Below are 25,683 nucleotides of genomic sequence, written 5' to 3'. Positions count from 1 at the left end.
GCGACGATACTCAATGCACCGCCCGCTGACAAGTACCGTTAAGGTGCCAAGCTTGTTCCCGGCAATGTTCGTTCGATCAATCGATCTGCAACCTCGCGCAGGGCATCGTTGGGACTGGAGCCCTGTTCAATTGCTGCTGTGTAAATCTCGCGTTGGCGGCGCGCACTTGTGCCGCGGCGTACGATTTCGCGGGCATGTTCGACTTCGGCGACACAGCCAAAAAACTCTGCATCCGGCTGGATCAATTCAAGAATTTCTTCGACCAGATCGGCATAGGGCATGATCTCGCCGCGGCCAAAGTCAATCAATCCGGCCTTATCGCCCGCATCACTGCCATATCGGCAGGCCCGCCAGCGGTTTTCACGCACCAGCATGTTCGAATAAATTCGCCAGCGTTGATTATTGCGGCGCAGGCGATACAACATGCGCAAAAGGCACCGGGTGATTGAAGCAACGCAAATCGCATCTTCCAGATCGGTACAAACATCGGCAATGCGCATTTCAAGGGTCGGCCACCGATCACTGGGCCGCAAATCCCACCAAAGTTTGGTGCCATCTTCGATCACACCGGCATCAATCAACATATCGACATGGCGACGATATTCCGCCCACGATCCAAACACTTCCGGAAGCCCCGTCCGTGGCAGGTTATCAAACACCGACAACCGGAACGTCTGAAGCCCGGTATCGCGCCCCCGCCAAAATGGCGAACTGGTGGTCAGCGCCAAAAGATGCGGCAGGAAATAGCTGGCCTGCGCCATCAATTCGATCCGAAGATCATCATCCTCGATCCCGATGTGGACATGCATGCCGCATATCAACAATCGGTCAACAACCGTGCGCAAATCACGCGCAATCGTGTTGTAACGTTCGCCGTCTGTATGTTTCTGATTGTCCCATTGCGCAAATGGATGGGTCGATGCTGCCAAAAGCGCCATGTCATATTTCGCGGCGACCTCGGATAAGGTCGTGCGCATATGGGTCAATTGTTCGCGGGCCTCGGCCGCACTGTGACAAACCTTCGTGCCGGTTTCGATCTGGCAGCGCATAAACTCGCTTGAGACCTGATCACCAAGCTTGGCCTTGGCGTCTTTCAGGAAATCTGTCGGCGGGTCATTGGCAAGATCGCGGCTTTCCCGATCGACAAGCCAGAATTCTTCTTCAATGCCGATGGAAAAACCCGGTTCGTGCGCTTTGGACCCTGCCAAGTCAGTCTCTCCTGATCTTATAAAGGTTCGGGTCGGCAAGAATATCGACAAAGGCATCACCAAGGATCTTTGCCCATTTCTCGCAGCCCTGATCAGTATCAATCAGATCCTGACGGATTTCAATCGACACACAAGGCAACCCACCGGCTTCGCCATGATGATCAATGGTGTAATCGGCCATATGCTGTCCGGAATAGGGCTCGTTATCCCCGATGGTCAGATCAGGGTTCTGTTCGCGCAATTTCGCCAGTAGCGGAACCGGAATACGATCATCCTGATCCCACAAAATGCCGATTTCCCACGGGCGTTCAAATCCTTGAAAAACAGGCGTAAAGCTGTGGATAGCGATCAAGGCCGGAACGATTTTATGCGCGTGAAAATTGGCAATCCGTTCTTCAATCGCGCCGTGATAGGGCAGGAAAATCTCGCGGATGCGGTTCATATGTTCGGTTGGGCTGATGTTCTTATTACCCGGAACCACAGTTTGATCGGCAATTTCAGGCATCCCGGTCGGGTCCCAAAGTTGCCGGTTGCAATCAATCACCAGCCGCGAATACCCGCCCAACACCGCTGGGCAATCAAACCGGTCAACCAGAATTTCGGTGACCTTACGCGCACCAATGTCCCAGCCGATATGGCGTTTTTGTTCTTCTTCAGGAAGTCCAAGTGTCCCAAGATTTTTGGGGATTTCACGCGATGCATGATCACAGACAAAAAGCGAATGGCCCTTGCCGGTTTCGTTCAACACTTCGAACGGGGCCGGATCATCTTGGCCCAAAAGAGGCCCTGCATGGTGACGCACGCGTATTCTCCTGAAAGTCGGTGGTGGCGGGTAACGATAGGTGACGGCCAAGTAATAAAGTTGGCTTCTGTTGGATTATCAATTTATCGCCGTACAGACAAGATTGCGCTGCATTAAGCGCACTCTTTGCGGATCGAGCTTTGCGTCCGCTTCAAACATCCCTTAAACTGGTATGACCATTAAATGCAACATGCTTTAAGATACAAATGTATCGGTGATAAAAACGCGATTGGAGACAACCCAGCATGCCATCTGGCAAATCATTCCTGGCAACCGATGTTCAGGACACTAAACGTCCCAAACGGATTGCCGATCAGGTCTCGGACCAGATTCTTGAAAAGATTTCAGATGGTATTTTCCTGCCAGGGGATCGCCTGCCCGGCGAACGCCAGCTTGCCGAAAGCATGAAAGTCAGCCGCGTTTCAGTCCGGGCTGCTTTGCAGAAGCTTAAAACCCGTGGGTATCTGCGCGCGGTTCAGGGCGGCGGCACCGAAATCCTGTCATCCACCGGGATCGATATGGATACGGCCATGACCGATCTGGTCCGCGATTCGATCACCAATCTGCGCGATCTTCAGGAAATCCGGTGCACGCTTGAAACATGGGCGGCACGCCGTGCTGCGATCAATGCCAGTGACGAAGATATCAAGGTTTTGCGCATGGCATTTCGTCAGGCCCATGACCCACGGCGTGCGGCAAAATACCGTGCGGATGATGACCATCGCCTGCATATGATGATTGGCCGGGCCACCGGATCGATCATTTATTATCACGTGATGAAAATGCTGCATGACGTGTTGCAGGCCGCTTTGATGGAAATCCGGTTCAATTCAATGACCGGCCCATCGTTTGATCGCATGGTGCAAGATCACCACCGCGATATCATCGAAGCCATCGCCGCCCGCGACCCGGATGCTGCGGAAAAGGCGATGTCCAATCACCTTCAGGCAGTCCTCGACTTTTTTAAAACGGCCTCAGACAAACAAGCGACCTGATCGCACGAAAAACATAACGGCCGAAAACAACATCACTCCATTCAGGGAAACCCGATATGACGACCTCGCGCGAAAAACTTATGGCCTTGATGAATGCGGCCCTTAAGGCCGCCGATCCATGTGTGCAAATCCCCCGGAACCTGCCGACACCGCCAAAAGGCAAAACCATCGTTATCGGGGCGGGCAAGGCATCGGCAAATATGGCCCGCGCGTTCGAAGATGCATGGCAGGGTGAGATCGAAGGTCTGGTCGTCACGCGATATGGTCACGCGGTTGCCTGTGACAAAATCGAAATTGTCGAGGCATCCCACCCGGTTCCCGATGCAGCAGGCGAACAGGCTGCCAAACGCATTCTTGAAATCGTTCAAACGGCTGGCCCCGATGACCTTGTTGTTTGCATGATTTCGGGGGGTGGGTCAGCCCTTTTAGCTCTGCCCGGTCCGGGACTGACACTTGATGACAAACAATCTATCAACAAGGCATTGCTGCGCAGTGGCGCAACCATTTCAGAAATGAATTGTGTGCGCAAACATCTGTCTGCCATCAAAGGTGGCCGTCTGGCCAAGGCCGCAGCACCGGCACGCATGGTGACCTATCTTGTCTCCGACGTGCCCGGCGATGATCCGGCCATTATTGCATCCGGCCCAACTGTTGCCGATCCGACAAGCGGTCAGGATGCCCTTGATATCATCCGTCATTATCAGATCGATATTCCCAAAGCTGCCGAAGACCTTTTGCGCAGTGCTGACGATGAAACTGTCAAACCAACTGATCCATGCTTTGACGGTCATGAAACCATCATGCTGGCCCGCCCGCAAGATAGCCTTGAAGCCGCAGCAGCCGTTGCACGGGAATTCGGATTGACCCCCATTATCCTTGGCGATGCAATTGAAGGCGAATCCCGCGAAGTAGCCATCATGCATGCCGGCATCGCCCATCAGGTTGCCAATCATGGGCAACCCGCGGCCAAGCCATGCGTGTTGCTTTCAGGTGGCGAAACAACGGTGACGGTGCGCGGTACAGGTGGGCGCGGCGGACGCAACAGCGAATTTTTACTCTCGCTTCTGATCCAGTTGCGCGATCAGCCGGGCTTTAGCGCGCTTGCGGTTGATACCGACGGCATTGATGGCAGCGAAGATAATGCCGGTGCGATCATGGATGGATCAAGCTGGCAGAAGGCGCAAAAATCGGGCATCGATCTGCGGCAATATCTGGCCAATAACGATGCCTATAGCGCCTTTGCCAAGATTGAGGGTTTGCTGATCACGGGGCCGACATTGACCAATGTGAACGATTTCCGGGCCATTCTGATCGAATAAAGCCCAAGAAATCGCACATCATCAAACAAGTAAACAGACGGGCTTAGGCATCCGGGACAGGCATCCATGGCCTGATCCAGCCAAGCCCGTCTTCGGTTTTGCCGTGTGGTTTATATTCGCACCCTATCCAGCCCTCATAGCCGATGCGATCGAGCATATAAAACAGGAACGGATAGTTCAGCTCCCCGCTATCGGGCTCATGACGCCCGGGCGCACCGGCAACCTGCACATGGGCAATTGAATTGATATGCTTATCAAGCCTTGCTGCGATATTCCCGCCAACAATCTGTGCATGATAAATATCAAATTGCAGCTTTAAACGCGGGTGGGAAAGCTGATCTAAAATCACAGCCGCCTGTTCGACCGAATTAAGAAAATAACCCGGCATATCAATCGGGTTGATCGGTTCAAGCAAGATATCAACACCGGCTTGATCGGCAAGATCGGCGGCATAAAGCAAGTTATCGCAATAAAGCCGCGCAAGTTCGCTGGGGTCTTCACCCTTACCCACCACACCGGCCATGCAATGAAGCATTTTGCAATCCGTCGCGGCAGCGTACTCAAGCCCCGTGGCAACAGAATCGCGAAATTCATTTTCACGTCCCGGGCGGCACGCCAAACCACGGTCGCCTGCCTCCCAATTTCCTAGCGGTAGGTTAAACAACACTTGTTCCAGCCCGTTATCGTTCACAAGCGATTTAACGGTGGAAAGCGGCATGTCATATGCGCCGATATATTCCACACCGACAAAGCCTGCTTTTGCCGCCGCGCTAAAACGCTTTTCAAACGGAAGATCGGCAAACAGAAAGGACAAGTTGGCGGAAAAACGGGGCATGGGTCACCTGACGGGTCAGCGGAAAGAACCCGTATGGTTTCCCAAACGGTACACAAGGTCAATCTTGTTGTGGGTCAGGAACGGTCGCTGTTTCTCCACCGGTAATCAACCGCGCGCCCTTTTTACGGAACAGGTAACTCCATAACCATTGCACCATCACAAGCGCGGGGGCACGAATGCCGATCAAGAAGTAAATATGCGCCAGCCCCCAGAACCACCACGCCAACCAGCCTTTTAATTTAAAACCATTGAAATCAATTACCGCACGGTGGCGTCCAATGGTCGCCAGATTGCCCGCATGGCTATATTTGAAATCAGGTGTTGTTCGCCCATCCATGACATCAAGAATGCGACCGGCAACATACTTCCCCTGTTGTTTGGCAGCTGGCGCAATACCCGGAACAGTCAGACCATCGCGCCACGGCACATGGGCTGCATCCCCGATTACAAACACATTTGGCTGGTCTGGAATGGAAAGACCGCCTTCAACCATGACCCGCCCGCCTTTATCCGCCGACTTTTGCGTCCAGTCTTTCAAATCAGGGACCTGAACGCCAGCCCCCCAGATGACATTGGCGCTGGGAATGAACTCTTCTCCGATTCTGGCGCCCTGGTCGGTGATCTCGGAAACAGATTGGCCGACGCGCACCTCAACTCCAATGCTTTCAAGTGATTTTTGCGTATAATCAGACAAATCTTCGGGGAACCCACCCAGTATTCTTGGACCACCTTCAGCAAGGATGATACGGGCATCACGCGGATCAACCCGGCGAAAATCATCCGATAGTGTTTTTTTGGCCAGTTCGGCAATTGCGCCGGCCATCTCGACACCGGTCGGACCACCACCGACGACAATAAAGTTCAAAAGACGACGCCTTTGGTCGTCATCCTGACTGTTTTCAGCCCGTTCAAATGCCATCAGAAGGCTTTTGCGGATATTGGTGGCCTCGGTAATGTTTTTCAAACCAGGCGCGACCGACACCCAGTGATCATTTCCGAAATAGGACGTCACCGCCCCGGTCGCCAAGACAAGATAATCGTATTCCAGATCTTGTTCCCCAGCCAGAATACGCTGGTTTGGCAGGTCAAGTCCGGTGACTTCGCCCATAAAAACGGAAACATTGGGAGTGTGGCTGAAAATGCTGCGGATCGGCCAGGCAATTTCGGCTGGCGACAAGTCGGCCGTTGCTACTTGATACAGCAAAGGCTGAAACAGATGGTAATTGCGTTTGTCGATCAACACGACATCCACATTTTTCCCCGCCAGTTTCTTGGCTGTGCTCATCCCGCCAAATCCGGCACCAACGATGACCACGCGCTTGCGATCCGACATAACGAATTTCCTTTTTCTGCCTCAGGCATGAAACCCAACCCAGTTGTTAGCTAGGCCCAAAGCAGAAGAATCGCAAGCAAACCAATGTAATCACAACCACAAGCAGCCCAAGAAACTGTCTGGATTTCACCGTAAGAACCATACTTACCGGACTTGGCTGTACTGATCCGTTCACTGAAACCGTCTTTGGTTCAGCGCTTATCGTACCGTCGCTGGCAACTGTTCAACCTCTGCCCTGATCCAGTTGCCAAATGCTGCGACTTCGGCCCAGTGGTTGCCCTGCGCGGCATGCAAAAGATGATAACCATGCCCTTTAAGTTCTGGCCCGAATGGCTGAACCAGAAGCCCGCTGTTGAGTTCAGCCACGACCATTTCACGGCTGGCCAGAACAATACCCTGTCCGGCAATGGCCGCCTGAATGGCAAGTGTGTCATCGGTAAAACTAATCCCGCCCGACAGGTTCAGGTTTTGCACCCCCGCAACCATTGCCCAGCGTTCCCAAGTCGGGGTCACCTCATCAACATTTAACCATTCAAGATGCAGCAATGTCGCATCCTGAAGGTCTTCAACCTGCGCAATTCCAAGGGTAGGGCTGCATACCGGGATGTAATGTTCCCAAAACAGGGTTTGTGTTTCCAGTCCGGGATAATGCCCGCGTCCATAGCGTATGGCCGCATCTGCAACGCCGCCGGCAAGATCGACAATCTCGGTTGATGTGTGCAGGCGTAAATGAATGTCAGGATAGATCGCCTGAAACCCGGCAAGTCTGGGCAACAGCCATTTCCCCGCAAAGGACGGTAACACCGACACGGTCAGGATTTTTCGAACCTTGCGCTGCTGAACGCGATCAACCGCCCTGGCAAAGGATGCAAAACCGTCGCGTAATACCGGGTACAGTTCCTGTCCGGCCGGTGTGAGAATCACCTGTCTGGGTTTGCGGTCAAACAGGCGTACGCCAAGTGTGTCTTCAAGCAACCGCATCTGATGACTGATCGCGGTCGGCGTCACACCGATCTCCGCTGCCGCCTTTTTAAAACTCTGATGACGTGCTGCGGCCTCAAAGGCGCGCAATGTGGCAAGTGGCGGTAAAGACATATAGATGATCCTAGTTCATCTCGATGATGAGGAATTCGCGTTTGTCACACAGCATATGATGCCCCAATTGTTGGGTATAGCACAAACACAAAGATGAACTGAATTCATCGATTGGAGCACATCATGACCAACATCCTTCATATCGACAGCAGTGCCCGAAGCGGGCTATCGGGCCAGCAAGCACATGGGTCCCACAGCCGGCGGCTCAGCGCAAAATTCATCGAACTTTGGCGCGCAAAACGCCCGAATGACGAGATCATTTACCGTGATGTCGGCTCGACACCACCCGCCCCGGTTACCGGGCAATGGGTGCATGCAGCCTTCACCAAACCCGAAGATCGCGAAGACTGGATGCGAGATGTCCTTGCCGAAAGTGATGCGCTGGTCGATGAACTTTTGCGCGCAGATGTTATTGTTGCCGGTGTGCCGATGTATAATTTCGGGATGCCTGCACAGATGAAAGCCTGGATCGACAATATCGTCCGTGTCGGACGTACTTTTGGATTTGACCGATCACTTGGCGACGTCCCGTACTGGCCGTTGGTAACAGGCAACAAATCGGTTGTCGTTCTTTCCGCACGCGGGGATTTTGGATATGACCCGAACGGCCGCGTTGCGCATTTGAACCATGTCGAAGGTGGCGTTTTAAGCCCGCTACACTATATCGGGATTACGGATCAATACACTGCCGCCATCGAATATGACGAGTTCGGCGATGATCGCCTGAACCAGTCAATCCAGGATGCCGAAGAAACGGTTTCCGAACTGGTCGACAAGATCATGGCAAAGCACAATGCCCTGATCCCGGCCTAAGCCAGATCCGCAGATTTTATCCGACATACGGGTCGATCCGGCGGGAAGGCTCACGCCCTTTCCCGCCGAATCCCAAATCTGGTGATATCTTTACTGGCAAGGCAAGACATATGAAGGACGACAGGATATAACGTCCATCCCGATGCGAAGACGAACGAGGATACAGATGAACCACGCCTTTACCCTTCATCCCCAGCTTGCAGCCGACACCACCTTGGTCACCGATGGCCCGCTTTCGCATGTCTTGCTGATGAATGATGCGCGGTATCCTTGGTTGATCCTTGTGCCCAAACGCCCCGATCTTGTGGATTACGATGATCTCAGCACCGAGGATCGCACTATCCTTGGCAACGAGGTCGCCGCTGTTTCCAAGGTCATCAAACGCCGTTTTGATGCTTACAAAACCAATGTCGCGATGTTGGGCAACATGGTGCCGCAACTCCATTGCCATGTGGTTGGCCGGTTCAAAGATGACCCGGCATGGCCCGGCCCGGTTTGGGGAGTTGGCACGGCTGAGCCCTATGAAGAAGATGCAGGGCGTGATCGTCTTGCAACTTTACGCGCTGATCTCATTTCGGCCTTTAAGCACCTGTAGTTTTCAGATCCCGTCCCCAGAAAAAGGCACTGCCCCATGCCAGATTTCGAACGTGATACGATCTTTTTGCTTACACCCGATTTCGAAGATCCCGCATGGCCCGGCCAGCGGTTTTATTGTTGGCACTGTGCTTTGATGGACGGGGTTCTTGCGTCCTTCCCGGATCTTAAGGGCGCACTGGATATTCGCCATATCGCTTGGCCACGCCCCCGCACAGAAATCATCGAATTACTGGGCGAAGATCATCAATCTCTTCCGATCATGATCCTGAAATCGGGTGAAACATCCCCGCTTCAGACCGGCATCGCAAACGGCCATGCCTTTATCAACGACAAGAACGCAATCTTACAGGCGCTGAGCGACCGTCACGGATTTCCCGTTCCGCATCCTTGACGCACATCAAGGCGATCTGAATTGGAATAATGCAAAAGGCGGATATAACGAATAAATCGGGATATCCGTCATGCAGCTCGCTCTTTATGAAAAATACGATCTTCGACTGCCGCGTTACACCAGTTATCCCACAGCCCCGCATTTTCATGCCGGGGTCAATGGACAGGTGTTTGAAGGTTGGCTAGGCGAACTCGATCCAAAGCAGCCACTTTCGCTTTATCTGCATGTCCCCTATTGCGAAGAAATGTGCTGGTTCTGCGGGTGCAATACCAAGATTACCAAGCACTACAAACCGATTATTGGTTATGTCGAAGCCCTGCTCAGTGAAATCGAAAACACCCTTGGAAAGCTGCCCACGGGGGAACGTTTTTCGGTTTCACATATCCATTTTGGCGGCGGCAGCCCAACCATCTTAAAGCCCGATGATCTGCGCGCCATTATGGCTGCCATTCGAAGCCGTCTTGATATTCTAGACGATGCCGAAGTTGCCATTGAAATGGATCCGCGCACCGCGACCAGCCCGTTTATGGAAGCAATGGTCGAATGCGGTTTCAATCGGGCCAGTATTGGCATTCAGGATTTCAATGAAAACGTTCAGCGTGCTGTGAACCGGGTTCAAAGTCTTGAACTTGTTCGTGACGTTATTAACGAACTTCGCGACCGTGGCATTTGCGGGATCAATGTTGATCTGATGTATGGCCTACCGTTCCAGACCCTTGCCACCTTGCGCGAGACGGTTGACCAAACTGTGTCATTGCGCCCGGATCGCTTGTCGGTTTTTGGCTATGCCCACGTGCCATGGATGAAAAAGCACCAACAACTGATCCCGACAGAAGTTTTGCCCAACACGCAAGAACGCTGGGCACAATATGAAGAAATCCAGCAACGTCTGGGGCAGCATGGCTATATCCCCATCGGCCTTGATCATTTTGCCCACAAAGCAGACAGCATGGCCATCGCCCTAAAGAACGGAACGCTACACCGGAACTTTCAGGGCTATACAACCGATCTTGCCGAGGCCCTTATTGGCTTTGGCCCATCGGCAATTTCATCCCTGCCCCAAGGATACGGCCAAAACGACCCGGCTTTGGCCCGCTGGCAGCGCAGTATTGAAGACGGCAAATGCGCTATTGAAAAGGGTGTCGGCCTTTCCGAAAACGACAACCTGCGCCGCGACATCATCAATGATCTAATGTGCAATCTTGAAGTTGACCTTACGACCATCTGCGCAACACATGGTACATCGGCTGACCGATTTGCCCCGGAACTTGAACGCATCCGCGCAATGAGCGTCGATAACATCGTCGAAGTTAACGGCACTCACATTAAACTAACCGAAACAGGCCGTCCGTTGGTTCGCGCAGTTTGTGCTGCCTTTGACACCTATCTTGATCCCGAACACGGCCGCCATTCACAAGCGGTTTAACAATGCAACTTCATGACAAGATGGGGGCAGAACAACCTGCCCCCGTTGTCTTGTTTAACCTGACGCGATCACTCTAATCCCACTGTGATACAAGGCCATACGGTGTTGTGTTTTGATGCGTAATTTCGGGTTTATTCAGCGGGGTTGGCCAGCGGTGCCGTTTGGCGATCCAATGCGCCACTAACCATCGTCAAAGCCAATGCAATAACGACCAATGCCGCCCCAATCATTGGTGTCGCTGCCAAGCCAAGTGATGACGACACAACATGTCCGCCAACCCATGCCCCAAGCGCAATGCCAAGGTTAAAGGCAGCAATATTCAGGGCCGAAGCAACGTCGATGCCGCCAGGGCGATGAATTTTCGCAAGCTTCACAACATAAATTTGAAGCCCCGGAACATTGGCAAATTGCAGGAAACCCAGTGCGGCAAGACCAATGATTGTTGCGACGGGCGACACAACAGCAAACCCGAACAAAACCAACACGATTGCTTGAAGAGCAAACAGAATGCTCAATGCCCGTACCGGGTTTTTATCGGCAAATTTTCCGCCAACAATATTGCCGAGAGCAATCGCAACCCCATACAAGATCAACAGCAGGCTGACAGACGATTCAGCAAAACCTGTAATATCCTGCAAAATCGCCGAAAGATAGGTAAAGGCGACAAACGTTCCGCCATATCCAAGGGCCGTCATGCCATAAACAATCAAAAGACGCCCGCTACCAAGAACGCGAACCTGATCCATAAGACTGCTTGCTTCACCACGACGTAAACCGGATGGCAACAAGGCCGCAACCGCGACGAACGCCAAAACACCAAGTAAAGAAACAGCCCAGAAAGTTGCGCGCCAGCCAAACAGCTGCCCAATGAAGGTGCCAAGCGGCACACCGGTGACGATCGCAACAGTTAAACCCATGAACATCATGGCAATTGCAGATGCCCGACGGTCTTCAGGAACAAGATCAGCCGCAATCGTCGACCCGATCGAGAAAAACACACCATGTGCGAACGCTGAAACAACCCGTGCTCCGAGTAACAACTCATAGGTCGGGCTTAGGGCAGCGGCAAGATTGCCAACAATGAACAGCGCCATCAAACCAAGCATCAAGGATTTCCGGTTCATGTTGCCAGTCAAGGCCGTCAGAACCGGTGCGCCAAACGTCACTCCCAATGCATAAACACTGACAATCATACCCGCCATCGGCAGAGTTACATCAAGATCATGCGCAACCGTTGGCAATAGTCCAACAACAACAAACTCCGTTGTCCCAATCGCATAAGCTGCGATGGTCAAAGCAAATAAGGCTAGTGGCATCGTCATTCTCCTTACCGCACAACGTGCGGTGATTGTGATGTATCCAGGAATATCCCGAAAATTTCCGCCACTATGCCGATTGAACACTTGCACGATAATCCAGGTTAGGCGACAACCATCCTTGAATTAAATTCACAATGGAGCCCGTATTGGACAATCGTGCAGGAGAAATGGAAGTCTTCATCAAGGTGGTTGAATGCGGCAGTTTTTCGCAGGCCGGACGCGATCTTCGCATGTCACCCTCAGCGATGAGCAAACTTGTGACACGCATTGAAGATCGACTTCAAACGCGACTTCTGGTCCGCTCAACCCGGCAGCTTCAACTGACCGAGGAAGGTGAAACTTATTACCAGCATGCCGTCCGTCTTCTGGATCAAATTGATGAAACAGAACGCCTTGTTGCAAGCGGCGGACAAACAAACCCACGTGGCAAATTAAAGGTCAATGCATCGGTTGCTTTTGCACAGGTTTATATCCTGCCGATATTGCCCGACTTTCTAAAAAAGTACCCGGAAATCGAATTGGACCTGACGCAGACGGATGGAATTGTCGATTTACTCGAAGAACGTGCAGATATCGCCATTCGATCCGGCGACCTGCCTGATTCTGACCTTAAGGCACGTAAACTGCTTAATACCAAACGCAGGATCGTTGCTTCACCGTCCTATATTGAACGATATGGCAGACCACAAACCCCTGATGAGCTTGTAAACCACAATTGCCTGCGATTTAATTTTACGCGTGGAAGCGGTTTCTGGCCGTTTACCACCCCTATAAGCGGACAGCGGATCGACCAAGCCGTGCGAGGCAACTTTCTTGGCAGCAATGGGCCAGCAGTCAAAGAAATGTGCATCGCGGGAATGGGACTTGCACGTATCGGCGACTTCCATATTGCCAGTGAGATCACCAACGGAACCCTCATAGAGGTTCTTGAAGACTGGACATCAACCGATATTGAAGTGATCCATGCGATTTGGGCCGGACACGAACATCTTGCTTCGCGTATTCGGGCATTTATCGATTTTTTGGCAAATCGGATGCGCCAGTCGTAAGCCTAAAAGCATCACGCTTTTTTGGTGACCGAGAGGATCGCAACACCGGCGATGACAACGAAACCACCAACAATCTGTATCGAACTTATGATTTGTCCCAAAATCATCCAGGCAAACAACAAAGTTGCGATCGGTTCCATATTCATCACCGGTGCATTGCGCGCCATATCAAGGCGCGGCACGGTGATAAACAAAACCGAAAACGCACCGCCATAGAGCACCACTAGGACCCCAAGGCCGATCCAGCCCTGTGTGGCCTGCGGAAATGCCATCCCGCCGGGCAAAACATCGCCAAAACCCGCAATGATCATGGCAATAAAGACAACGACCATGGTGAACATCGATCGCACCGACCCGTTCAATGCCGCCAGTTTGTGATCCGTCACCCAGAAGGCCACCGAAAGTGCCAGTGCCGCGGTCAGGGCAAAGGCAATGCCAAACCACCATGTCGCCGTTACTTCAACATCGCCGCCAAGAATGCCCGGCAAATCAAGCGCCAGGACAAGGCCAAACAGGATGAACAACATCAAGGCCGAAGATTTCAATGTCGGCCGCCGACCGCCCAGCGCCCATGTCAAAAGGGCCAGCATGATTGGAAATGTATTGGCTGTTAGCAATGCCAATGCCACGGGAACGCGGGCAACAGCGGAATAAAGACACAGACTTTGGATCGTGATCATTAAACCAAGCAGCAATTGCCACCGCCCGATGCGTTTGGGCAGACGTATGGAATGACTCTGCAACGTGACAATCGAGATCAGGATCAACAAGGCCACACCAGATCGACACAGAACCGCCAGTAACAAGCCCGTCCCGTTTTCAAAGGCAAGTCGGGCCGCAACGTGGTTCCCCGCAAAACAGCAGGCAACAAGAGCCAGGATCATCACAGCAATCTGGCGCGGAAACAGGGGCGGTGCTGTCGGGGACAGAACCTGGCGAGGAAGTGATTTGGTGGCGGACACAAAAGTTCATCCTGATTGATTGGGGCGGGCCCAATAGACTTCAACAGGCAATATAAAACAAGAAGTTATGCGCCGTCGCTGTGGATCGGGGCGCTTAACAATTCAACACATCGCTGCGCAACAAGGCGTGCAGGTTGCAAAGATGGATGCTTGAACGTGACAAGTTCGCTGTCAGCCTGCATCGGGCGGGCATACCCGCCTTCATAAAGCGACTGATGAAGTTTTTTATGGCGATCATTTGCCAGACCATCTGGCGCGTAAATATAGACCCCGCCCGGTGCCGCTGCTGCCTCACAGCACATTGAAACGGAATCGCCGGTCACAACCAAAACATCGGCCAAGGCAAGATAGCCAAAATAAGGATTTTCCTCCGTCGACATCCAGTCGTGCAAATGATAGGGCACTCCAGATGCCCCCAATTGTTCGGCGATCAGTTCTTCGTTTTCGGCACCTGTCCGGCGGCTGGTGGTGACAAGAAGGCTTCCGTCAACTACACGCGCGGCATCAATCACCTTGGCAATCAGTTCTTGCGCCATATCCCTTGTGAAGGTCGTTTTCTTGGTACTTCCGCCAATGATCACGGAATACCTTGGCCCCGGAAGACCTTTAAACTGTGGACGCCATTTATCGGCCTCAACCAACAAACGGGTTTCGGTCACCCGATGGGGTGCGCCCGGAATTTCAACGATGTTTTCGCGCAAAGTCATGCGGTCATGTGCAGGAACCGCGATCAGATCAAACATGCGCTCACCACTGTCTGGGCGCATGATTTGACAAATCCGGGTGTGACCCCGGCTTTGCGCTTTGATCCATCGGGCAATGGGTGCCGTTCGGCGGCCTGCGGCGATCACAAGATCAGGCCAAGGTGCGGCCAAGCGCGCACGCGACGCCATATCAACCCCAATCAAGGTTGCTCTGCGGATAATGTTGGGAAGACGCGCAAATTTTGTGTAGCCGATATCGACCCGTTTAAAGGGCTGTGCCAGTGCTTCGGCGACACCGATTGCCTGATTGATATTCCCGGCGCGGTCGTCTGCCAGAACCCAGATCAGATGCGTGTCTTGCTCGCTCATTCAAGGCAACTTTCTTGATTTGATTATTGTTTCTGGCCGGCAATCCCATCTGATCACGACCGGAATTCACGCCAACAGCAATCGTCCTTATCCTTGATAGGTACAGCTTGCATAAGGGTTTATCAAGCATGAGACCATTGTTCTGAAATTGGGGCTGGGCAATGAAAGCGTTTTGTAATTTAATCGCGCAACATTACCTATTCTTTAGGGTGGGTATGAACGGGTTTTCAAGCGTGGATAAAAATGCTCGGCACATCGGTCTCGGTTAAAAGAACATCTCGGATTGTCCTTTGTGCATTACTGGCACTTTTGCCGGTTACTGTCTGGCTGGTGACAGAATTCTGGCGCGACGCCAAACTGGTCGAGATCACCGATGACGGACGCAACAAGCTCGAACTGTATCGGTCGAACCTGCAAGGTGCGATCAAGGAACACGAATACCTGCCGATCACGCTGGCATCTGACAAACGCATCCTTGATCTGGCACTTTATGCCAATCCGGCCAATGCGGCGGCGGTAAACATCTATCTCGAAAAGCTTGCTGCCGATAGCGGTGCCTCCGACATCTATTTCATGGATAAAAGCGGGACAACCATCGCGGCGAGCAACTGGAACAGTCAGGCATCCTTTATCGGGCGTAATTTTTCCTTCCGCCCCTATTTCGAACAGGCCCGCACCGGCCAGACCGGCCATTATTTTGCCTTCGGGATCACATCGAACGTTCCGGGATATTATATCTCCCACCCGGTGCGCCCCGACGGCAGCGACTTTCAAGGTGCGGTGGTTGTGAAAACCCATCTTGAAACACTGGTGCAACGATGGGCGCGTGGCAGCGAAAGCATTCTGGTCACCGATCAAAATGGCATCGTGATCATTTCTTCCCACTCGGACTGGCGTTTCCGCGATCTGGGCGGCCTGCCCGCCAAAGACCGCCCGCGTCTTATCGCATCGCGCAAATACGGGGATTATCATCTTGATCCCATGCCGCTGCTTGCTGGCAGTTGGCCCAAAGACGGCGATCTTGGCACCCTGACCCTTGGCGTTTCGTCCCTGAACCCCAACGAACAGGGCGATGATGGCAATATCACCACCTCAAACACCCGACCACAGACATCCAAAGGCACGGAACGGGTCAAGGCAGAAGCCAACAAATCGACATATCTGGTCACCAGCAGCGCCCTGCCTATTCAAGGATGGCGGATGTTTTTGCTAACCGACAAGTCAGCACTCGACCAATCCGTGATGAGTGCCGGTCTGATGGGCGGTGCGGCGCATATCATATTCACCGGATTGGTCTTTATCATTTTGCAGCGTCGACGTGCGATGCTTGAACAACTTGAAATCCGTGACTGGTCACAGCGCGAACTTGAACGTCAGGTCCGCTTGCGCACCGCCGACCTCATGAGCACGAACTTGCGCCTTGCCCAGGAAATCAATGAACGGTCGCGCACGGAAAACGCCTTGCGAACCGCGCAATCTGAATTGATCCAGACCAGTAAACTCGCAGCCCTTGGTCAAATGTCCGCAGGCATCGCCCATGAAATCAACCAACCGCTGACCGCCATTCGAAGCTATGCGGAAAATGCCCTGAAATTCATTGCCCGTGGCAACAGCGATACGGCCAACCGCAATTTACAGCGCATTTCCGAACTGACCGATCGCATGGGGCGGATTACCAATAATCTGAAAACATTCTCCCGCCGTCCTGAACAGGATAACCAACCGGTCGATGTGCCCAAGCAAATGCAAACGGCAATTGATCTGGTGCTTGAAACCGGCCGGGCCGGTGTCACCAATATCGTCATGAACCATGATGATACGGTCAAACCCGTCATTGCCGAAGCCAACCAACTGATACAGGTCTTTACCAACCTGATCAGCAATGCGGTAGATGCCTGTCAGAACATTGACGATGCGAAAATCGAAATCTCGATCAGCGAACGCGAAGACAGATTGCTTGTGAAGGTCAAGGATAACGGGCATGGAATCCTGCCGGAAAACCTGCCCAAGCTGTTTGATCCGTTCTTCACCACCAAACCATTTGGCGATGGACTGGGTTTGGGCCTGTCGATCTGTTACGGCATTATCCGAAGCTTCGGCGGCACCATTCGTGCGGAAAACCGCCCAAATCGCGGATCATCTTTTATCGTTGAACTTCGCCATGATGGCATGGATGAACAGGCTGCGGAAAACAGCATCTCGACGGCAACGATTGAGGCTGCTAAAACCGGTAACAAATATCCTGCCAAGGCAGAAGAAATAATGGATCGGACCGGGCACGAAATTTCCCATACCTGATCCGTATTCAGGGTCAAAGGAATAGCCTGTGTCGATGAGTGCCGATTGCGTCCTGTTTGTTGACGATGATGCAGATGTGCGAGAAGCCGCACAGCAAACACTTGAACTTGCCGAAATTCATGTTGAAGTCTTTGCAGATGCCCCGTCGGCCCTGACCCGCCTGCGCAAAGGATGGTCCGGTGTTGTGGTTTCAGACATCCGCATGCCAAAAATGGACGGGCTGGAATTCCTCACCGAAGTCAGAAAGATCGATGCCGACATGCCCGTAGTCATGATCACCGGTCATGGTGATGTGGCGACCGCGGTGAAGGCGATGCATGACGGTGCGTTTGATTTCATTGAAAAGCCGTTTGATCCCGATCTGTTCATCGATATCACCAAACGCGCGATGAGCCACCGCAAGCTTATCCTTGAAAACCGCACGCTGAAAATCGAACTGGCCCGCCATACCAAAAACGCATCGGACTTTATCGGCCGTAACCCGGCGATGGAAAAACTCCACACATTGATTGGCAACATCGCCAGCACCAATGCCCATGTCCTGATCAACGGCGAAACCGGATCAGGCAAAGAAGTCATTGCGCGCAACCTGCATGCGATGTCCGGGCGCACTGGCCCGTTTGTTGCGGTTAATTGCGGCGGCATGCCCGAACATCTGATTGAATCCGAACTGTTTGGCCACGAAGCTGGCGCCTTTACCGGGGCGGATCATAAACGCATCGGCAAGTTTGAATTTGCCGATAAAGGCACGATCTTCCTTGATGAAATCGAAAGCATGCCCCTGGCATTGCAGATCAAGCTTTTGCGGGTTCTACAGGAACGTGCCCTTGAACGGTTGGGCTCCAACAGACTGCAACCGATTGATTTGCGTGTGGTTGCCGCCACCAAGGTCGATCTGCGCAATGCATCTTCGCGCGGTGAATTTCGCGAAGATTTGTATTACCGCCTGAATGTCGTGCAGCTTCACATTCCGCCACTTCGTGACCGCAAGGATGACATTCCGCTTTTACTGGAATATTTCACCCGCGATGCTGCCAAACGGTTCGAACGGACTGTAAATCCCGTTACCGCGGCTGAAATGGCGCAGTTTAATGCCCATGACTGGCCGGGAAATGTCCGTGAATTGCGCAATGCCGCTGAACGCCGTGTCCTTGGCCTTGACCCGTTGGCCAGCGGAAATGACAGTGCCGGGCAAAGCACATCACCCCTGCCCCAACAGGTCGAGGCATTTGAAAAAGGCCTGATCATAGAAGCATTGCGCGAACATGGCGGCAATGTCACCGCAACGGTCAGCGCATTGGGTGTTCCGCGCAAAACGTTTTACGACAAGCTGACCAAATACGACATCACACCTGCCGAGTTTCGCCAGTCCAGATGATGACCCCGGAATGAACCCGCCAACTAGGCGGGTTTTTCTTTACCCATATCAAAAACCTATCCCAAAGCCCTGTGCGGAACACCACACATCGCGCGAAATATTGTGTGTGAAAAGTCCGACAAAATAGCAAATTATGCTGCATTGCGGCACCTCTGAAATCTATTCAACTAACTGATTAACAAAGATATTTCACACATTCAGGAAACTGGCCCACGCCTTGCTGATAGAGCCCCAGCGCCAAACGGCGTTTAGAACGACGCCACCAAATGGCGCGCTATCGGGAAAACGCAAATATCAAAAAGGGAGACATTTTGATGCGTCCTATCACCAAGCATATCCTCGCAGCAGGCGTTGCCGCAGCAGCCCTTATGGGCACCCACGCGGCATCCGCGCAGGAAGTCATCAAGTTTGCACATGTTGTCGCACCGAACACCCCAAAGGGTCAGGGCGCGGAATATTTCAAAAAACGTGCAGAAGAAATCCTCGGCGATAAAGTTGTCGTTGAAATCTATCCGAACTCCCAGCTGTTTGATGACGACAAGGTTCTTGCCGCCATCCTGCGTGGTGATGTTCAGTTCGGCGCACCGTCGCTTGCGAAATTCGGCAAATGGACCAAAAAACTTCAGATCTATGATCTTCCGTTCCTGTTCAAGGACATGGACGCGGTTGGCTGCTTCCAGAACGGCGAAAAAGGTCAGGAATTGCTCGACGCGATGGCGCCCAAGGGCCTTACCGGCGTTGGGTACTGGCACAATGGCTTAAAACAGCTTTCAGCAAACAAGCCACTGCGCGCACCTGAAGATGCCGCGGGTCAGAAATTCCGTATTCAGTCATCTGACGTGATCGCAGCCCAGTTCGAAGCAATCGATGCGGTTCCGCAGAAAATGGCTTTCTCGGAAACCTATTCGGCCCTTCAGACCGGCGTTGTGGATGGTCAGGAAAACACCTGGTCAAACATCTATTCGAAGAAATTCTTCGAAGTTCAGGACTACATCACGGAATCCAACCACGGTGTTCTTGATTACATGGTCGTGACCTCGACCAAATGGTGGGACGGTCTGGATCCTGAAATCCGTGCCGGTCTGACCCAGGCAATGAATGAAGCCACCGAGTACGGCAACAATCTGTCAGCAGAACTGACCACCGAACAGCGTCAGGCCGTGATTGATTCGGGCGAAACCGAAGTCCTGCAGCTTGCCGATGGCGATTTTACCAAATGGCAGACTGCAATGAAGCCGGTCTGGGATGAGTTTTCTGGCGATATCGGCCAGGACATCATCGACGCCGCAGCAGCGTGCAACTGATCCGTACTTTTTCCCCAACATCATCGGAAAAGGGCCGTTTACAATGATCTCAACGGTCGTTAACCGGCTGGAGGAGGGCTTTATCGCCCTCCTGCTCGCCTCCATGACCACGCTTACCTTTGTAAATGTCGTCATGCGCTACGTTTTCAGTTCCGGTCTGACCTGGGCAATGGAAACGACTGAATTTCTGTTTGCCTGGCTGATCCTGTTTGGCATGTCCTACGGGGTCAAGGTTGGATCGCATATCGGTGTGGACGCCCTTGTCCGACTGTTCCCCGACAAGGTTCAACGCGTCATTGGCCTGTTCGTTGTTGCGGCCGGACTTCTGTATTCAAGCTGGTTGATCATTGGCGGCTGGGAACTGGTCAGCTTCAACCACATGCTTGAAATGGAAGCCGAAGACAGCCCGGTCATGCTGTGGTTCGTCTATCTGATCATGCCTGTCGGTGCCGGGTTGCTGGCATTTCGTCTGGGACAGGTCGGCTGGCGCATCATTACCGGCCAACAGGTTGGCTTTAATCTGGCAGACGAAGTCCGCGAAGCGATTGATCAGCTGAAACAGGCTGGCACCGCAACAGCGGCCGATGGCGATACGTCCGCCAGCACGTCAAAGCCAAACTCATAAGCCGGACGGGGGACATATAAATGACTATCGCATTCCTGTTTATCCTGCTGTTCGGCATGATGGCACTGGGCGCACCGATTGCCATTTCGCTGGGTGTATCGTCGCTGGCCACCATCCTGATGTTTGGCGATGACAGCCTTGCCACCTTGGCAGAAAAACTTTTTGGCGGGATGGAACACTACACCCTTCTTGCCATTCCTTACTTCATTCTCGCATCGGCATTCCTGTCGACCGGGGGCGTTGCACGACGCCTGATCCGCTTTGCCATTGATACGGTTGGCTGGTTCCCCGGTGGTCTTGCCATGGCATCGGTTCTGGCCTGTATGCTGTTTGCCGCTGTTTCCGGGTCAAGTCCGGCGACCGTGGTTGCCATCGGCTCCATCGTCATTGCCGGTATGGTGCGTGCAGGCTACCCGCAAAGCTTTGCTGCGGGTGTAATCTGTAATGCCGGTACGCTTGGCATCCTGATCCCGCCATCCATCGTGATGGTGGTCTATGCCGCCGCGACCGAGGTTTCGGTTGGCCGCATGTTCCTGGCCGGGGTCATTCCGGGCATCATGGTTGGCCTGATGTTGATGATTGCGATCTATATCGTCGCACGCATCAAGAAACTGCCAAGCCAGCCCCGCCCGACACTTGGCGAATGGGGTGGTGCGCTGTTTTCGGCATCCGGCGGGCTTTTGCTGGTTGTTCTGATCATGGGTGGCATTTATGGCGGTGTCTTCACACCGACCGAAGCAGCCGCCGTTGCGGCCTTCTATGCCATGTTTGTGTCCGTGCTGTTTTACCGCGACATGGGCCCGATCAAGGAACAATCCTGGGTCCCGGAAAACGGTAATACAGGCATTGGTAGCCTGATTGCGCATAACATGCCGAAAATGGGTAAGGCGTTGGCGTTGGTGCCGTTTGACAAGGACGTGCGTCATGTCCTTCTTGAAGCGGGCAAAGTCACGATCATGCTGATGTTCATCATCGCCAATGCGATGCTGTTCGCCCATGTTCTGACATCCGAACGCATTCCTCATACCATTGCTGAAACCATCATTGGTTGGGGTCTTCCTGTTTGGGGCTTCTTGATTGTCGTGAACATTGTGTTGCTAATTGCTGGCAACTTCATGGAACCGTCCGCGATCCTCTTGATCATGGCACCGATCCTGTTCCCGATTGCCATGCAGTTGGGCATTGATCCGATCCATTTGGGCATCATCATGGTGGTCAATATGGAAATCGGCATGATTACGCCACCCGTCGGGTTGAACCTGTTTGTCACGTCGGGAATTACGGGCATGCCATTGCTTAAGGTGGTTAAGGCCGCCCTGCCGTGGTTGATGATCCTTCTGGTCTTCCTGATCATCATTACCTATGTCCCGATCATATCAACGTGGCTTCCGACGACCTTGATGGGTCCGGAACGGATCATGACCCACTAGTTGGTTCTGGCATCATCAAAGACATTTTAAGACGGGCGGTATTCCACGGGATGCCGCCCGTTTCTGTTTTAAACAGCATTCGACCGCATAGCTGCCATACCGTTGAAATTGCTTAGACGATTGGAAAAACCACAAATTTTGTGGATAATAGGTTTTCTTGAATCGTTTCAGGTTGCTGCCACGCGAAAATGCGTCATCAGAACGCATCAAGGGTCAGTGCCACAGCCGACGCCACCAAACTTGCCAATCTTATTTTCCCATGCCAACGCGCATGCGGGATTTTGCGCCCCCTTTTGGCAAGCAGACATCGTGTTGTGAACGGACCATCGTTGGATATGCGCCCCACCTGCCACCAATGAAACGGAACGCAAACCTATGGCCTTAAAGACCCCAAATACATCGCCAAACAGTGGCCCGCAAACTGCACCCGATTCAAAACGTCTGGCCATTTTGCTTGCGGCACTAATCGCAACCGCGCCGTTTGCCATCGACACGTACCTGCCTGCGATCCCCGCAATGGCGGCCGACTTTGGTGCGCAAACCCATGCGGTCGAAGTTTCCATCAGCACGTTTCTAATCGGGTTTGCATTGGGTCAGTTAATCGGTGGGCCGCTGTCTGACCGTATTGGTCGCCGCCCGGTCGCCATGATCGGGCTGGTTATTTACATCATCACAAGTGCCATCATTACCGGTGTAGACAGTGCGACCGCCCTGAATGTCATGCGGTTCATTCAGGCCATTGGCGGTGGCTTTGCCCTTGTTGTGGTTGGGGCATCTGTGCGTGATCTTTATGACGGCAAGGAAGCCGCACGCATGTTTGCGCTGATTGCCGTGATCATGATGATCGCCCCGCTTGCCGCCCCCACGGTGGGATCCATTCTTTTGGTCTGGTTTAACTGGCAGGCGATTTTTGTTCTGTTGGTCGTTTATGGCAGTGTCATGCTGATCGTTGTCGGGTTCAAGATGCCCGAAACCACAAAACTCCGGCCCAGATATGCCGGACCCGCCAGACGTGTGTGGTGGACCTATCTGGAAGTCCTGCGCACCCGCAAGGCCGCTGGGTTTATGTTGACCCATACCGGTGCCAGCGCGGTGATGTTTAGCTTCCTGACCGACAGCCCGTTTATGTATATCGACTTCTTTGGCGTCGCACCGGCACAGTTCCCCTATCTGTTTGGGGCCAATATTGCGGTCATCGTTTTGTGCAATCGATTGAATAACCCTCTTTTGCGGCGCATGGAATTGCACCAGATTCTAAAGATCGGGGTTGGCATTCAGCTTGTCGCCGTGATGGGATTATTCTTGGCCATCAACGTCTTTGAGCCCAGCCTTTATACGGTTGTGCCTTTGGTGATGGTGTCTGTCGGCATGATCGGTTTGACCGCCCCCAATGCCACCGCATCCTTCATGCAATATTTCCCCCATATCGGCGGGACAGCAACCGCATTGATGGGCACCATTCAATTTGCCACGGGTGCGGTTGCCGGGATGATGATTGGCCATTTTCACGATGGCACGTTGTTGCCCGTAACCATATCAATGCTGGGTTTTGGGGTTTTTGCCAATGTGATGGTCCATTTCGTCGCCGAAGCAAAACCAACCGACATCGCATCAGCATTACGTCAACAAACCGCATTGCAGGCGGAAAAATAAACCCATTTCTGCAATCACATCAGGACAGGAGCATCGCCCAATGACAAAGATGAATTTCAACGATTACGGCCGCTGCATGGCGGCCTATAACAGTTGGCAAAACGGTGTTTTGTTTGAACTTTGCGAACAGATTGGCGATGGTGAACGTCGGTTTGACCGCAATATGTTTTTTGGGTCGATCCACAACACGTTAAATCATCTTATTTATATCGATCTGCGCATTCTTGGCATTCTCCAAACCGGTCAGGCAGACAAATTTGACGCCCGCACCATCGTTGCCGAAGATTTCGCAACGCTTAAAACCCGGCGTGCTGCGATTGATGCCGAAATAGCAGAATTTGTCGATGCCGCTGATCACGGCTGGCAAGATGAAATTCGCGAATTACAGGGACTAGATGGTGTAACCCGCAAACTGCCCCGTCAATTATTCTTGATGCAGTTATTCAATCATCAAACCCATCACAGATCGCAAATCACCAGTGAATTGCACAAAATGGGCCTTGATTATGGCATCACGGACGTGCCCCTAACCCCTGATTTGCCGATTTGAACTCGTTTTCTACTTGCATTCGATTGCGATACTGCGTTTTGTTGCTAACATAGTAGTCCCATTCACGGGAATCCCTACTAAATCTGAAGAGTTATCCAATACCTGATAACCTTGGGGGCAAATTTCACCTGCCTTTTTGTAGCAATCGCCCAGAGTTCGGCCCATGCCACTACATTCCATGTGATAGGCAACCCTGCCATTTGGGCCGGAGAACATTTCAGGCTGAATTGCAGCACAACCTGAGAGCGGAAGAATTAATCCTGAGACCACCAGTAGATTTTCAAGTTTCATTTCTCTATCCAATTCAGCTCTATAAACGTAGCCATGTTCGCAAAATCTATTTCCCGCTAAACACCGCTTTGCGTTTTTCAAGGAACGCTGTGTAGCCTTCTTTGAAGTCCGCGCTGTCAAAGGCGCGATACCCTTCATCAAATTCACGTGCATCAATCGCCCCGCCCTGACGCAGGCGATTGATCATTTTCTTGTGCATGCGTTGGGTTATCGGTGCACCACCGGCAATGCGGCCTGCAGTTTTGGCAACTTCTTCATCGAAATCCGCCACCGGCACATAGCGCGCGACAAAGCCAATGTCCCGGGCGCGGGTAACGTCAAAAACCTGCCCTTCAAGCAGGATTTCAAACAAAGCCGCCTCGCCCAGCAAATCAAGCATGATTTCAAGTTCAGGATACCCCAGTGTCGCGCCCAATTTCATCGGCGGCACTGCGAATTTGGCGTTATCGGCCGCAATGCGCAAATCACATGCCGAGGCCAGAACAAAAGACGCCCCCATGCAAGGCCCATCAATTGCCGCAATCACCGGATGGTTACAGTTTTGGATGGTTTGCAATGCTTCGGCATGAAGCATCCCGTAATCACGCGCCTTTTCAAACCCGGAACGCTCTCGGACAAATTCATGAATATCCGCACCTGCACCAAAACCAACGCCCGCACCACCGCGAATAACCACACAGCGTAAATCAACGTCATTTGACAGTTCCTGTGCGATTTGCGCCAACGTTCCCCACATTGGCTTTGTCAGGGCATTTTTACGCTCCGGCTGACAAATGGTAACGGTCGCAATGCGATCGGCCACGGTGACGTTCAATCCGGTTTGCTCAGACATGACATTTCCTTTGGGGCTTCGTGTGGTGGTGTTGGACAGAATTTAATTTGGTACTGCTATACCGAATAAACCGAAATACCCGTTTTGCCAATGCCTGACACACCA

General features: G+C 52.6%; 24 protein-coding genes. 14 read left to right on the top strand and 10 right to left on the bottom strand.

Features of this window, described 5'->3' with window-relative positions; translation table 11 throughout:
- Positions 1-38: 38 nt before the first annotated feature.
- Positions 39-1,208 (bottom strand): carboxylate-amine ligase, encoded by a 1,170-nt coding sequence (locus ACQ0MK_RS04355; RefSeq protein ID WP_430474984.1) that lies wholly within the window; start codon positions 1,206-1,208, stop codon positions 39-41.
- Position 1,209: 1 nt separating this feature from the next.
- Entirely contained in the window at positions 1,210-2,010 is an 801-nt protein-coding gene (locus ACQ0MK_RS04350) for an N-formylglutamate amidohydrolase (protein ID WP_430474983.1), read from the bottom strand.
- 245 nt (positions 2,011-2,255) lie between these two features.
- Between ACQ0MK_RS04350 and ACQ0MK_RS04345 the strand changes: the two genes are divergently transcribed.
- Both ACQ0MK_RS04345 and ACQ0MK_RS04340 read left to right on the top strand, forming a co-directional pair.
- On the top strand, positions 2,256-3,005 hold the full coding sequence (locus tag ACQ0MK_RS04345) for a FadR/GntR family transcriptional regulator (protein ID WP_350043851.1): 750 nt from the start codon (positions 2,256-2,258) through the stop codon (positions 3,003-3,005).
- 56 nt (positions 3,006-3,061) lie between these two features.
- The gene (locus ACQ0MK_RS04340; protein ID WP_430474982.1) at positions 3,062-4,324 is read left to right on the top strand and encodes a glycerate kinase type-2 family protein; all 1,263 of its coding nucleotides are present in this window, start codon (positions 3,062-3,064) and stop codon (positions 4,322-4,324) included.
- A gap of 43 nt (positions 4,325-4,367) precedes the next feature.
- On the opposite strand, the gene otnI is transcribed toward ACQ0MK_RS04340, so the two are convergent.
- From otnI to gcvA, 3 genes are all read right to left on the bottom strand, one after another.
- A complete protein-coding gene (gene otnI / locus ACQ0MK_RS04335) occupies positions 4,368-5,159 on the bottom strand; it encodes a 2-oxo-tetronate isomerase (protein ID WP_430474981.1) in 792 nt (263 codons plus the stop codon).
- A 58-nt stretch (positions 5,160-5,217) separates the two neighbouring features.
- Entirely contained in the window at positions 5,218-6,492 is a 1,275-nt protein-coding gene (locus ACQ0MK_RS04330) for an NAD(P)/FAD-dependent oxidoreductase (protein ID WP_430474980.1), read from the bottom strand.
- Between the two features lie 198 nt (positions 6,493-6,690).
- The gene (gcvA, locus tag ACQ0MK_RS04325) at positions 6,691-7,587 is read right to left on the bottom strand and encodes a transcriptional regulator GcvA (RefSeq protein WP_430474979.1); all 897 of its coding nucleotides are present in this window, start codon (positions 7,585-7,587) and stop codon (positions 6,691-6,693) included.
- Positions 7,588-7,710: 123 nt separating this feature from the next.
- Between gcvA and ACQ0MK_RS04320 the strand changes: the two genes are divergently transcribed.
- From ACQ0MK_RS04320 to hemN, 4 genes are all read left to right on the top strand, one after another.
- Positions 7,711-8,400, top strand: coding sequence for an FMN-dependent NADH-azoreductase (locus ACQ0MK_RS04320; RefSeq protein WP_430474978.1), 690 nt, complete (start codon positions 7,711-7,713; stop codon positions 8,398-8,400).
- A gap of 166 nt (positions 8,401-8,566) precedes the next feature.
- Positions 8,567-8,995, top strand: a complete 429-nt coding sequence (locus ACQ0MK_RS04315; RefSeq protein ID WP_430474977.1) for an HIT domain-containing protein — start codon at positions 8,567-8,569, stop codon at positions 8,993-8,995.
- A gap of 36 nt (positions 8,996-9,031) precedes the next feature.
- Complete coding sequence (locus ACQ0MK_RS04310; protein WP_430474976.1) at positions 9,032-9,388, top strand: DUF3088 domain-containing protein; 357 nt, start codon at positions 9,032-9,034, stop codon at positions 9,386-9,388.
- 70 nt (positions 9,389-9,458) lie between these two features.
- Positions 9,459-10,814 (top strand): oxygen-independent coproporphyrinogen III oxidase, encoded by a 1,356-nt coding sequence (gene hemN / locus ACQ0MK_RS04305; RefSeq protein ID WP_430474975.1) that lies wholly within the window; start codon positions 9,459-9,461, stop codon positions 10,812-10,814.
- Between the two features lie 131 nt (positions 10,815-10,945).
- Here the strand turns inward: hemN and ACQ0MK_RS04300 are convergent, their stop codons facing one another.
- On the bottom strand, positions 10,946-12,130 hold the full coding sequence (locus ACQ0MK_RS04300; RefSeq protein ID WP_430474974.1) for an MFS transporter: 1,185 nt from the start codon (positions 12,128-12,130) through the stop codon (positions 10,946-10,948).
- Positions 12,131-12,279: 149 nt separating this feature from the next.
- Here ACQ0MK_RS04300 and ACQ0MK_RS04295 point away from each other — a divergent pair, with 149 nt between their 5' ends.
- Entirely contained in the window at positions 12,280-13,182 is a 903-nt protein-coding gene (locus tag ACQ0MK_RS04295; protein WP_430474973.1) for a LysR family transcriptional regulator, read from the top strand.
- An 11-nt stretch (positions 13,183-13,193) separates the two neighbouring features.
- Here ACQ0MK_RS04295 and ACQ0MK_RS04290 read toward each other — a convergent pair whose 3' ends face one another.
- Both ACQ0MK_RS04290 and ACQ0MK_RS04285 read right to left on the bottom strand, forming a co-directional pair.
- Positions 13,194-14,144: an EamA family transporter gene (locus tag ACQ0MK_RS04290; RefSeq protein ID WP_430474972.1), complete on the bottom strand. Its 951-nt coding sequence runs from the start codon at positions 14,142-14,144 to the stop codon at positions 13,194-13,196.
- Positions 14,145-14,209: 65 nt separating this feature from the next.
- Positions 14,210-15,217: a mitochondrial fission ELM1 family protein gene (locus ACQ0MK_RS04285; RefSeq protein ID WP_430474971.1), complete on the bottom strand. Its 1,008-nt coding sequence runs from the start codon at positions 15,215-15,217 to the stop codon at positions 14,210-14,212.
- Between the two features lie 243 nt (positions 15,218-15,460).
- Here ACQ0MK_RS04285 and ACQ0MK_RS04280 point away from each other — a divergent pair, with 243 nt between their 5' ends.
- The 7 genes from ACQ0MK_RS04280 (at position 15,461) to ACQ0MK_RS04250 (ending at position 24,455) form a co-directional block, all read left to right on the top strand.
- Positions 15,461-17,515 carry a sensor histidine kinase gene (locus tag ACQ0MK_RS04280; protein WP_430474970.1) on the top strand — a complete coding sequence of 685 codons (2,055 nt, stop codon included), beginning with the start codon at positions 15,461-15,463 and terminating at the stop codon, positions 17,513-17,515.
- 28 nt (positions 17,516-17,543) lie between these two features.
- Positions 17,544-18,893 carry a sigma-54-dependent transcriptional regulator gene (locus tag ACQ0MK_RS04275; RefSeq protein WP_430474969.1) on the top strand — a complete coding sequence of 450 codons (1,350 nt, stop codon included), beginning with the start codon at positions 17,544-17,546 and terminating at the stop codon, positions 18,891-18,893.
- Positions 18,894-19,207: 314 nt separating this feature from the next.
- Positions 19,208-20,197 carry a TRAP transporter substrate-binding protein gene (locus ACQ0MK_RS04270; RefSeq protein WP_430474968.1) on the top strand — a complete coding sequence of 330 codons (990 nt, stop codon included), beginning with the start codon at positions 19,208-19,210 and terminating at the stop codon, positions 20,195-20,197.
- A gap of 103 nt (positions 20,198-20,300) precedes the next feature.
- Positions 20,301-20,822, top strand: coding sequence for a TRAP transporter small permease (locus ACQ0MK_RS04265; protein ID WP_430474967.1), 522 nt, complete (start codon positions 20,301-20,303; stop codon positions 20,820-20,822).
- 20 nt (positions 20,823-20,842) lie between these two features.
- Complete coding sequence (locus ACQ0MK_RS04260) at positions 20,843-22,252, top strand: TRAP transporter large permease (protein WP_430474966.1); 1,410 nt, start codon at positions 20,843-20,845, stop codon at positions 22,250-22,252.
- Positions 22,253-22,627: 375 nt separating this feature from the next.
- On the top strand, positions 22,628-23,905 hold the full coding sequence (locus ACQ0MK_RS04255) for a multidrug effflux MFS transporter (RefSeq protein ID WP_430474965.1): 1,278 nt from the start codon (positions 22,628-22,630) through the stop codon (positions 23,903-23,905).
- Between the two features lie 40 nt (positions 23,906-23,945).
- Positions 23,946-24,455 carry a DinB family protein gene (locus ACQ0MK_RS04250; protein WP_430474964.1) on the top strand — a complete coding sequence of 170 codons (510 nt, stop codon included), beginning with the start codon at positions 23,946-23,948 and terminating at the stop codon, positions 24,453-24,455.
- Between the two features lie 9 nt (positions 24,456-24,464).
- Here ACQ0MK_RS04250 and ACQ0MK_RS04245 read toward each other — a convergent pair whose 3' ends face one another.
- Both ACQ0MK_RS04245 and ACQ0MK_RS04240 read right to left on the bottom strand, forming a co-directional pair.
- Positions 24,465-24,746, bottom strand: a complete 282-nt coding sequence (locus ACQ0MK_RS04245; RefSeq protein ID WP_430474963.1) for a hypothetical protein — start codon at positions 24,744-24,746, stop codon at positions 24,465-24,467.
- Between the two features lie 46 nt (positions 24,747-24,792).
- Positions 24,793-25,578, bottom strand: a complete 786-nt coding sequence (locus tag ACQ0MK_RS04240; RefSeq protein ID WP_430474962.1) for an enoyl-CoA hydratase/isomerase family protein — start codon at positions 25,576-25,578, stop codon at positions 24,793-24,795.
- Positions 25,579-25,683 lie beyond the last annotated feature (105 nt).

This window comes from Thalassospira lucentensis, from assembly GCF_050516545.1.
GTDB lineage: Bacteria > Pseudomonadota > Alphaproteobacteria > Rhodospirillales > Thalassospiraceae > Thalassospira > Thalassospira lucentensis_C.
This window is presented reverse-complemented; position numbering and strand designations above follow the sequence as displayed.

What these genes read in the sequence shown, in the direction of transcription:
- ACQ0MK_RS04315 (WP_430474977.1), top strand. Translation starts at nt 8,567, where the DNA reads ATGAACCACGCCTTTACCCTTCATCCCCAGCTTGCAGCCGACACCACC.
- ACQ0MK_RS04270 (WP_430474968.1), top strand. Translation starts at nt 19,208, where the DNA reads ATGCGTCCTATCACCAAGCATATCCTCGCAGCAGGCGTTGCCGCAGCA.
- ACQ0MK_RS04300 (WP_430474974.1), bottom strand. Translation starts at nt 12,130, where the DNA reads ATGCCACTAGCCTTATTTGCTTTGACCATCGCAGCTTATGCGATTGGG.
- ACQ0MK_RS04260 (WP_430474966.1), top strand. Translation starts at nt 20,843, where the DNA reads ATGACTATCGCATTCCTGTTTATCCTGCTGTTCGGCATGATGGCACTG.
- ACQ0MK_RS04255 (WP_430474965.1), top strand. Translation starts at nt 22,628, where the DNA reads ATGGCCTTAAAGACCCCAAATACATCGCCAAACAGTGGCCCGCAAACT.
- ACQ0MK_RS04250 (WP_430474964.1), top strand. Translation starts at nt 23,946, where the DNA reads ATGACAAAGATGAATTTCAACGATTACGGCCGCTGCATGGCGGCCTAT.
- hemN (WP_430474975.1), top strand. Translation starts at nt 9,459, where the DNA reads ATGCAGCTCGCTCTTTATGAAAAATACGATCTTCGACTGCCGCGTTAC.
- ACQ0MK_RS04320 (WP_430474978.1), top strand. Translation starts at nt 7,711, where the DNA reads ATGACCAACATCCTTCATATCGACAGCAGTGCCCGAAGCGGGCTATCG.
- ACQ0MK_RS04280 (WP_430474970.1), top strand. Translation starts at nt 15,461, where the DNA reads ATGCTCGGCACATCGGTCTCGGTTAAAAGAACATCTCGGATTGTCCTT.
- otnI (WP_430474981.1), bottom strand. Translation starts at nt 5,159, where the DNA reads ATGCCCCGTTTTTCCGCCAACTTGTCCTTTCTGTTTGCCGATCTTCCG.
- ACQ0MK_RS04240 (WP_430474962.1), bottom strand. Translation starts at nt 25,578, where the DNA reads ATGTCTGAGCAAACCGGATTGAACGTCACCGTGGCCGATCGCATTGCG.
- ACQ0MK_RS04340 (WP_430474982.1), top strand. Translation starts at nt 3,062, where the DNA reads ATGACGACCTCGCGCGAAAAACTTATGGCCTTGATGAATGCGGCCCTT.
- ACQ0MK_RS04245 (WP_430474963.1), bottom strand. Translation starts at nt 24,746, where the DNA reads ATGAAACTTGAAAATCTACTGGTGGTCTCAGGATTAATTCTTCCGCTC.
- ACQ0MK_RS04310 (WP_430474976.1), top strand. Translation starts at nt 9,032, where the DNA reads ATGCCAGATTTCGAACGTGATACGATCTTTTTGCTTACACCCGATTTC.
- ACQ0MK_RS04265 (WP_430474967.1), top strand. Translation starts at nt 20,301, where the DNA reads ATGACCACGCTTACCTTTGTAAATGTCGTCATGCGCTACGTTTTCAGT.
- gcvA (WP_430474979.1), bottom strand. Translation starts at nt 7,587, where the DNA reads ATGTCTTTACCGCCACTTGCCACATTGCGCGCCTTTGAGGCCGCAGCA.
- ACQ0MK_RS04285 (WP_430474971.1), bottom strand. Translation starts at nt 15,217, where the DNA reads ATGAGCGAGCAAGACACGCATCTGATCTGGGTTCTGGCAGACGACCGC.
- ACQ0MK_RS04330 (WP_430474980.1), bottom strand. Translation starts at nt 6,492, where the DNA reads ATGTCGGATCGCAAGCGCGTGGTCATCGTTGGTGCCGGATTTGGCGGG.
- ACQ0MK_RS04345 (WP_350043851.1), top strand. Translation starts at nt 2,256, where the DNA reads ATGCCATCTGGCAAATCATTCCTGGCAACCGATGTTCAGGACACTAAA.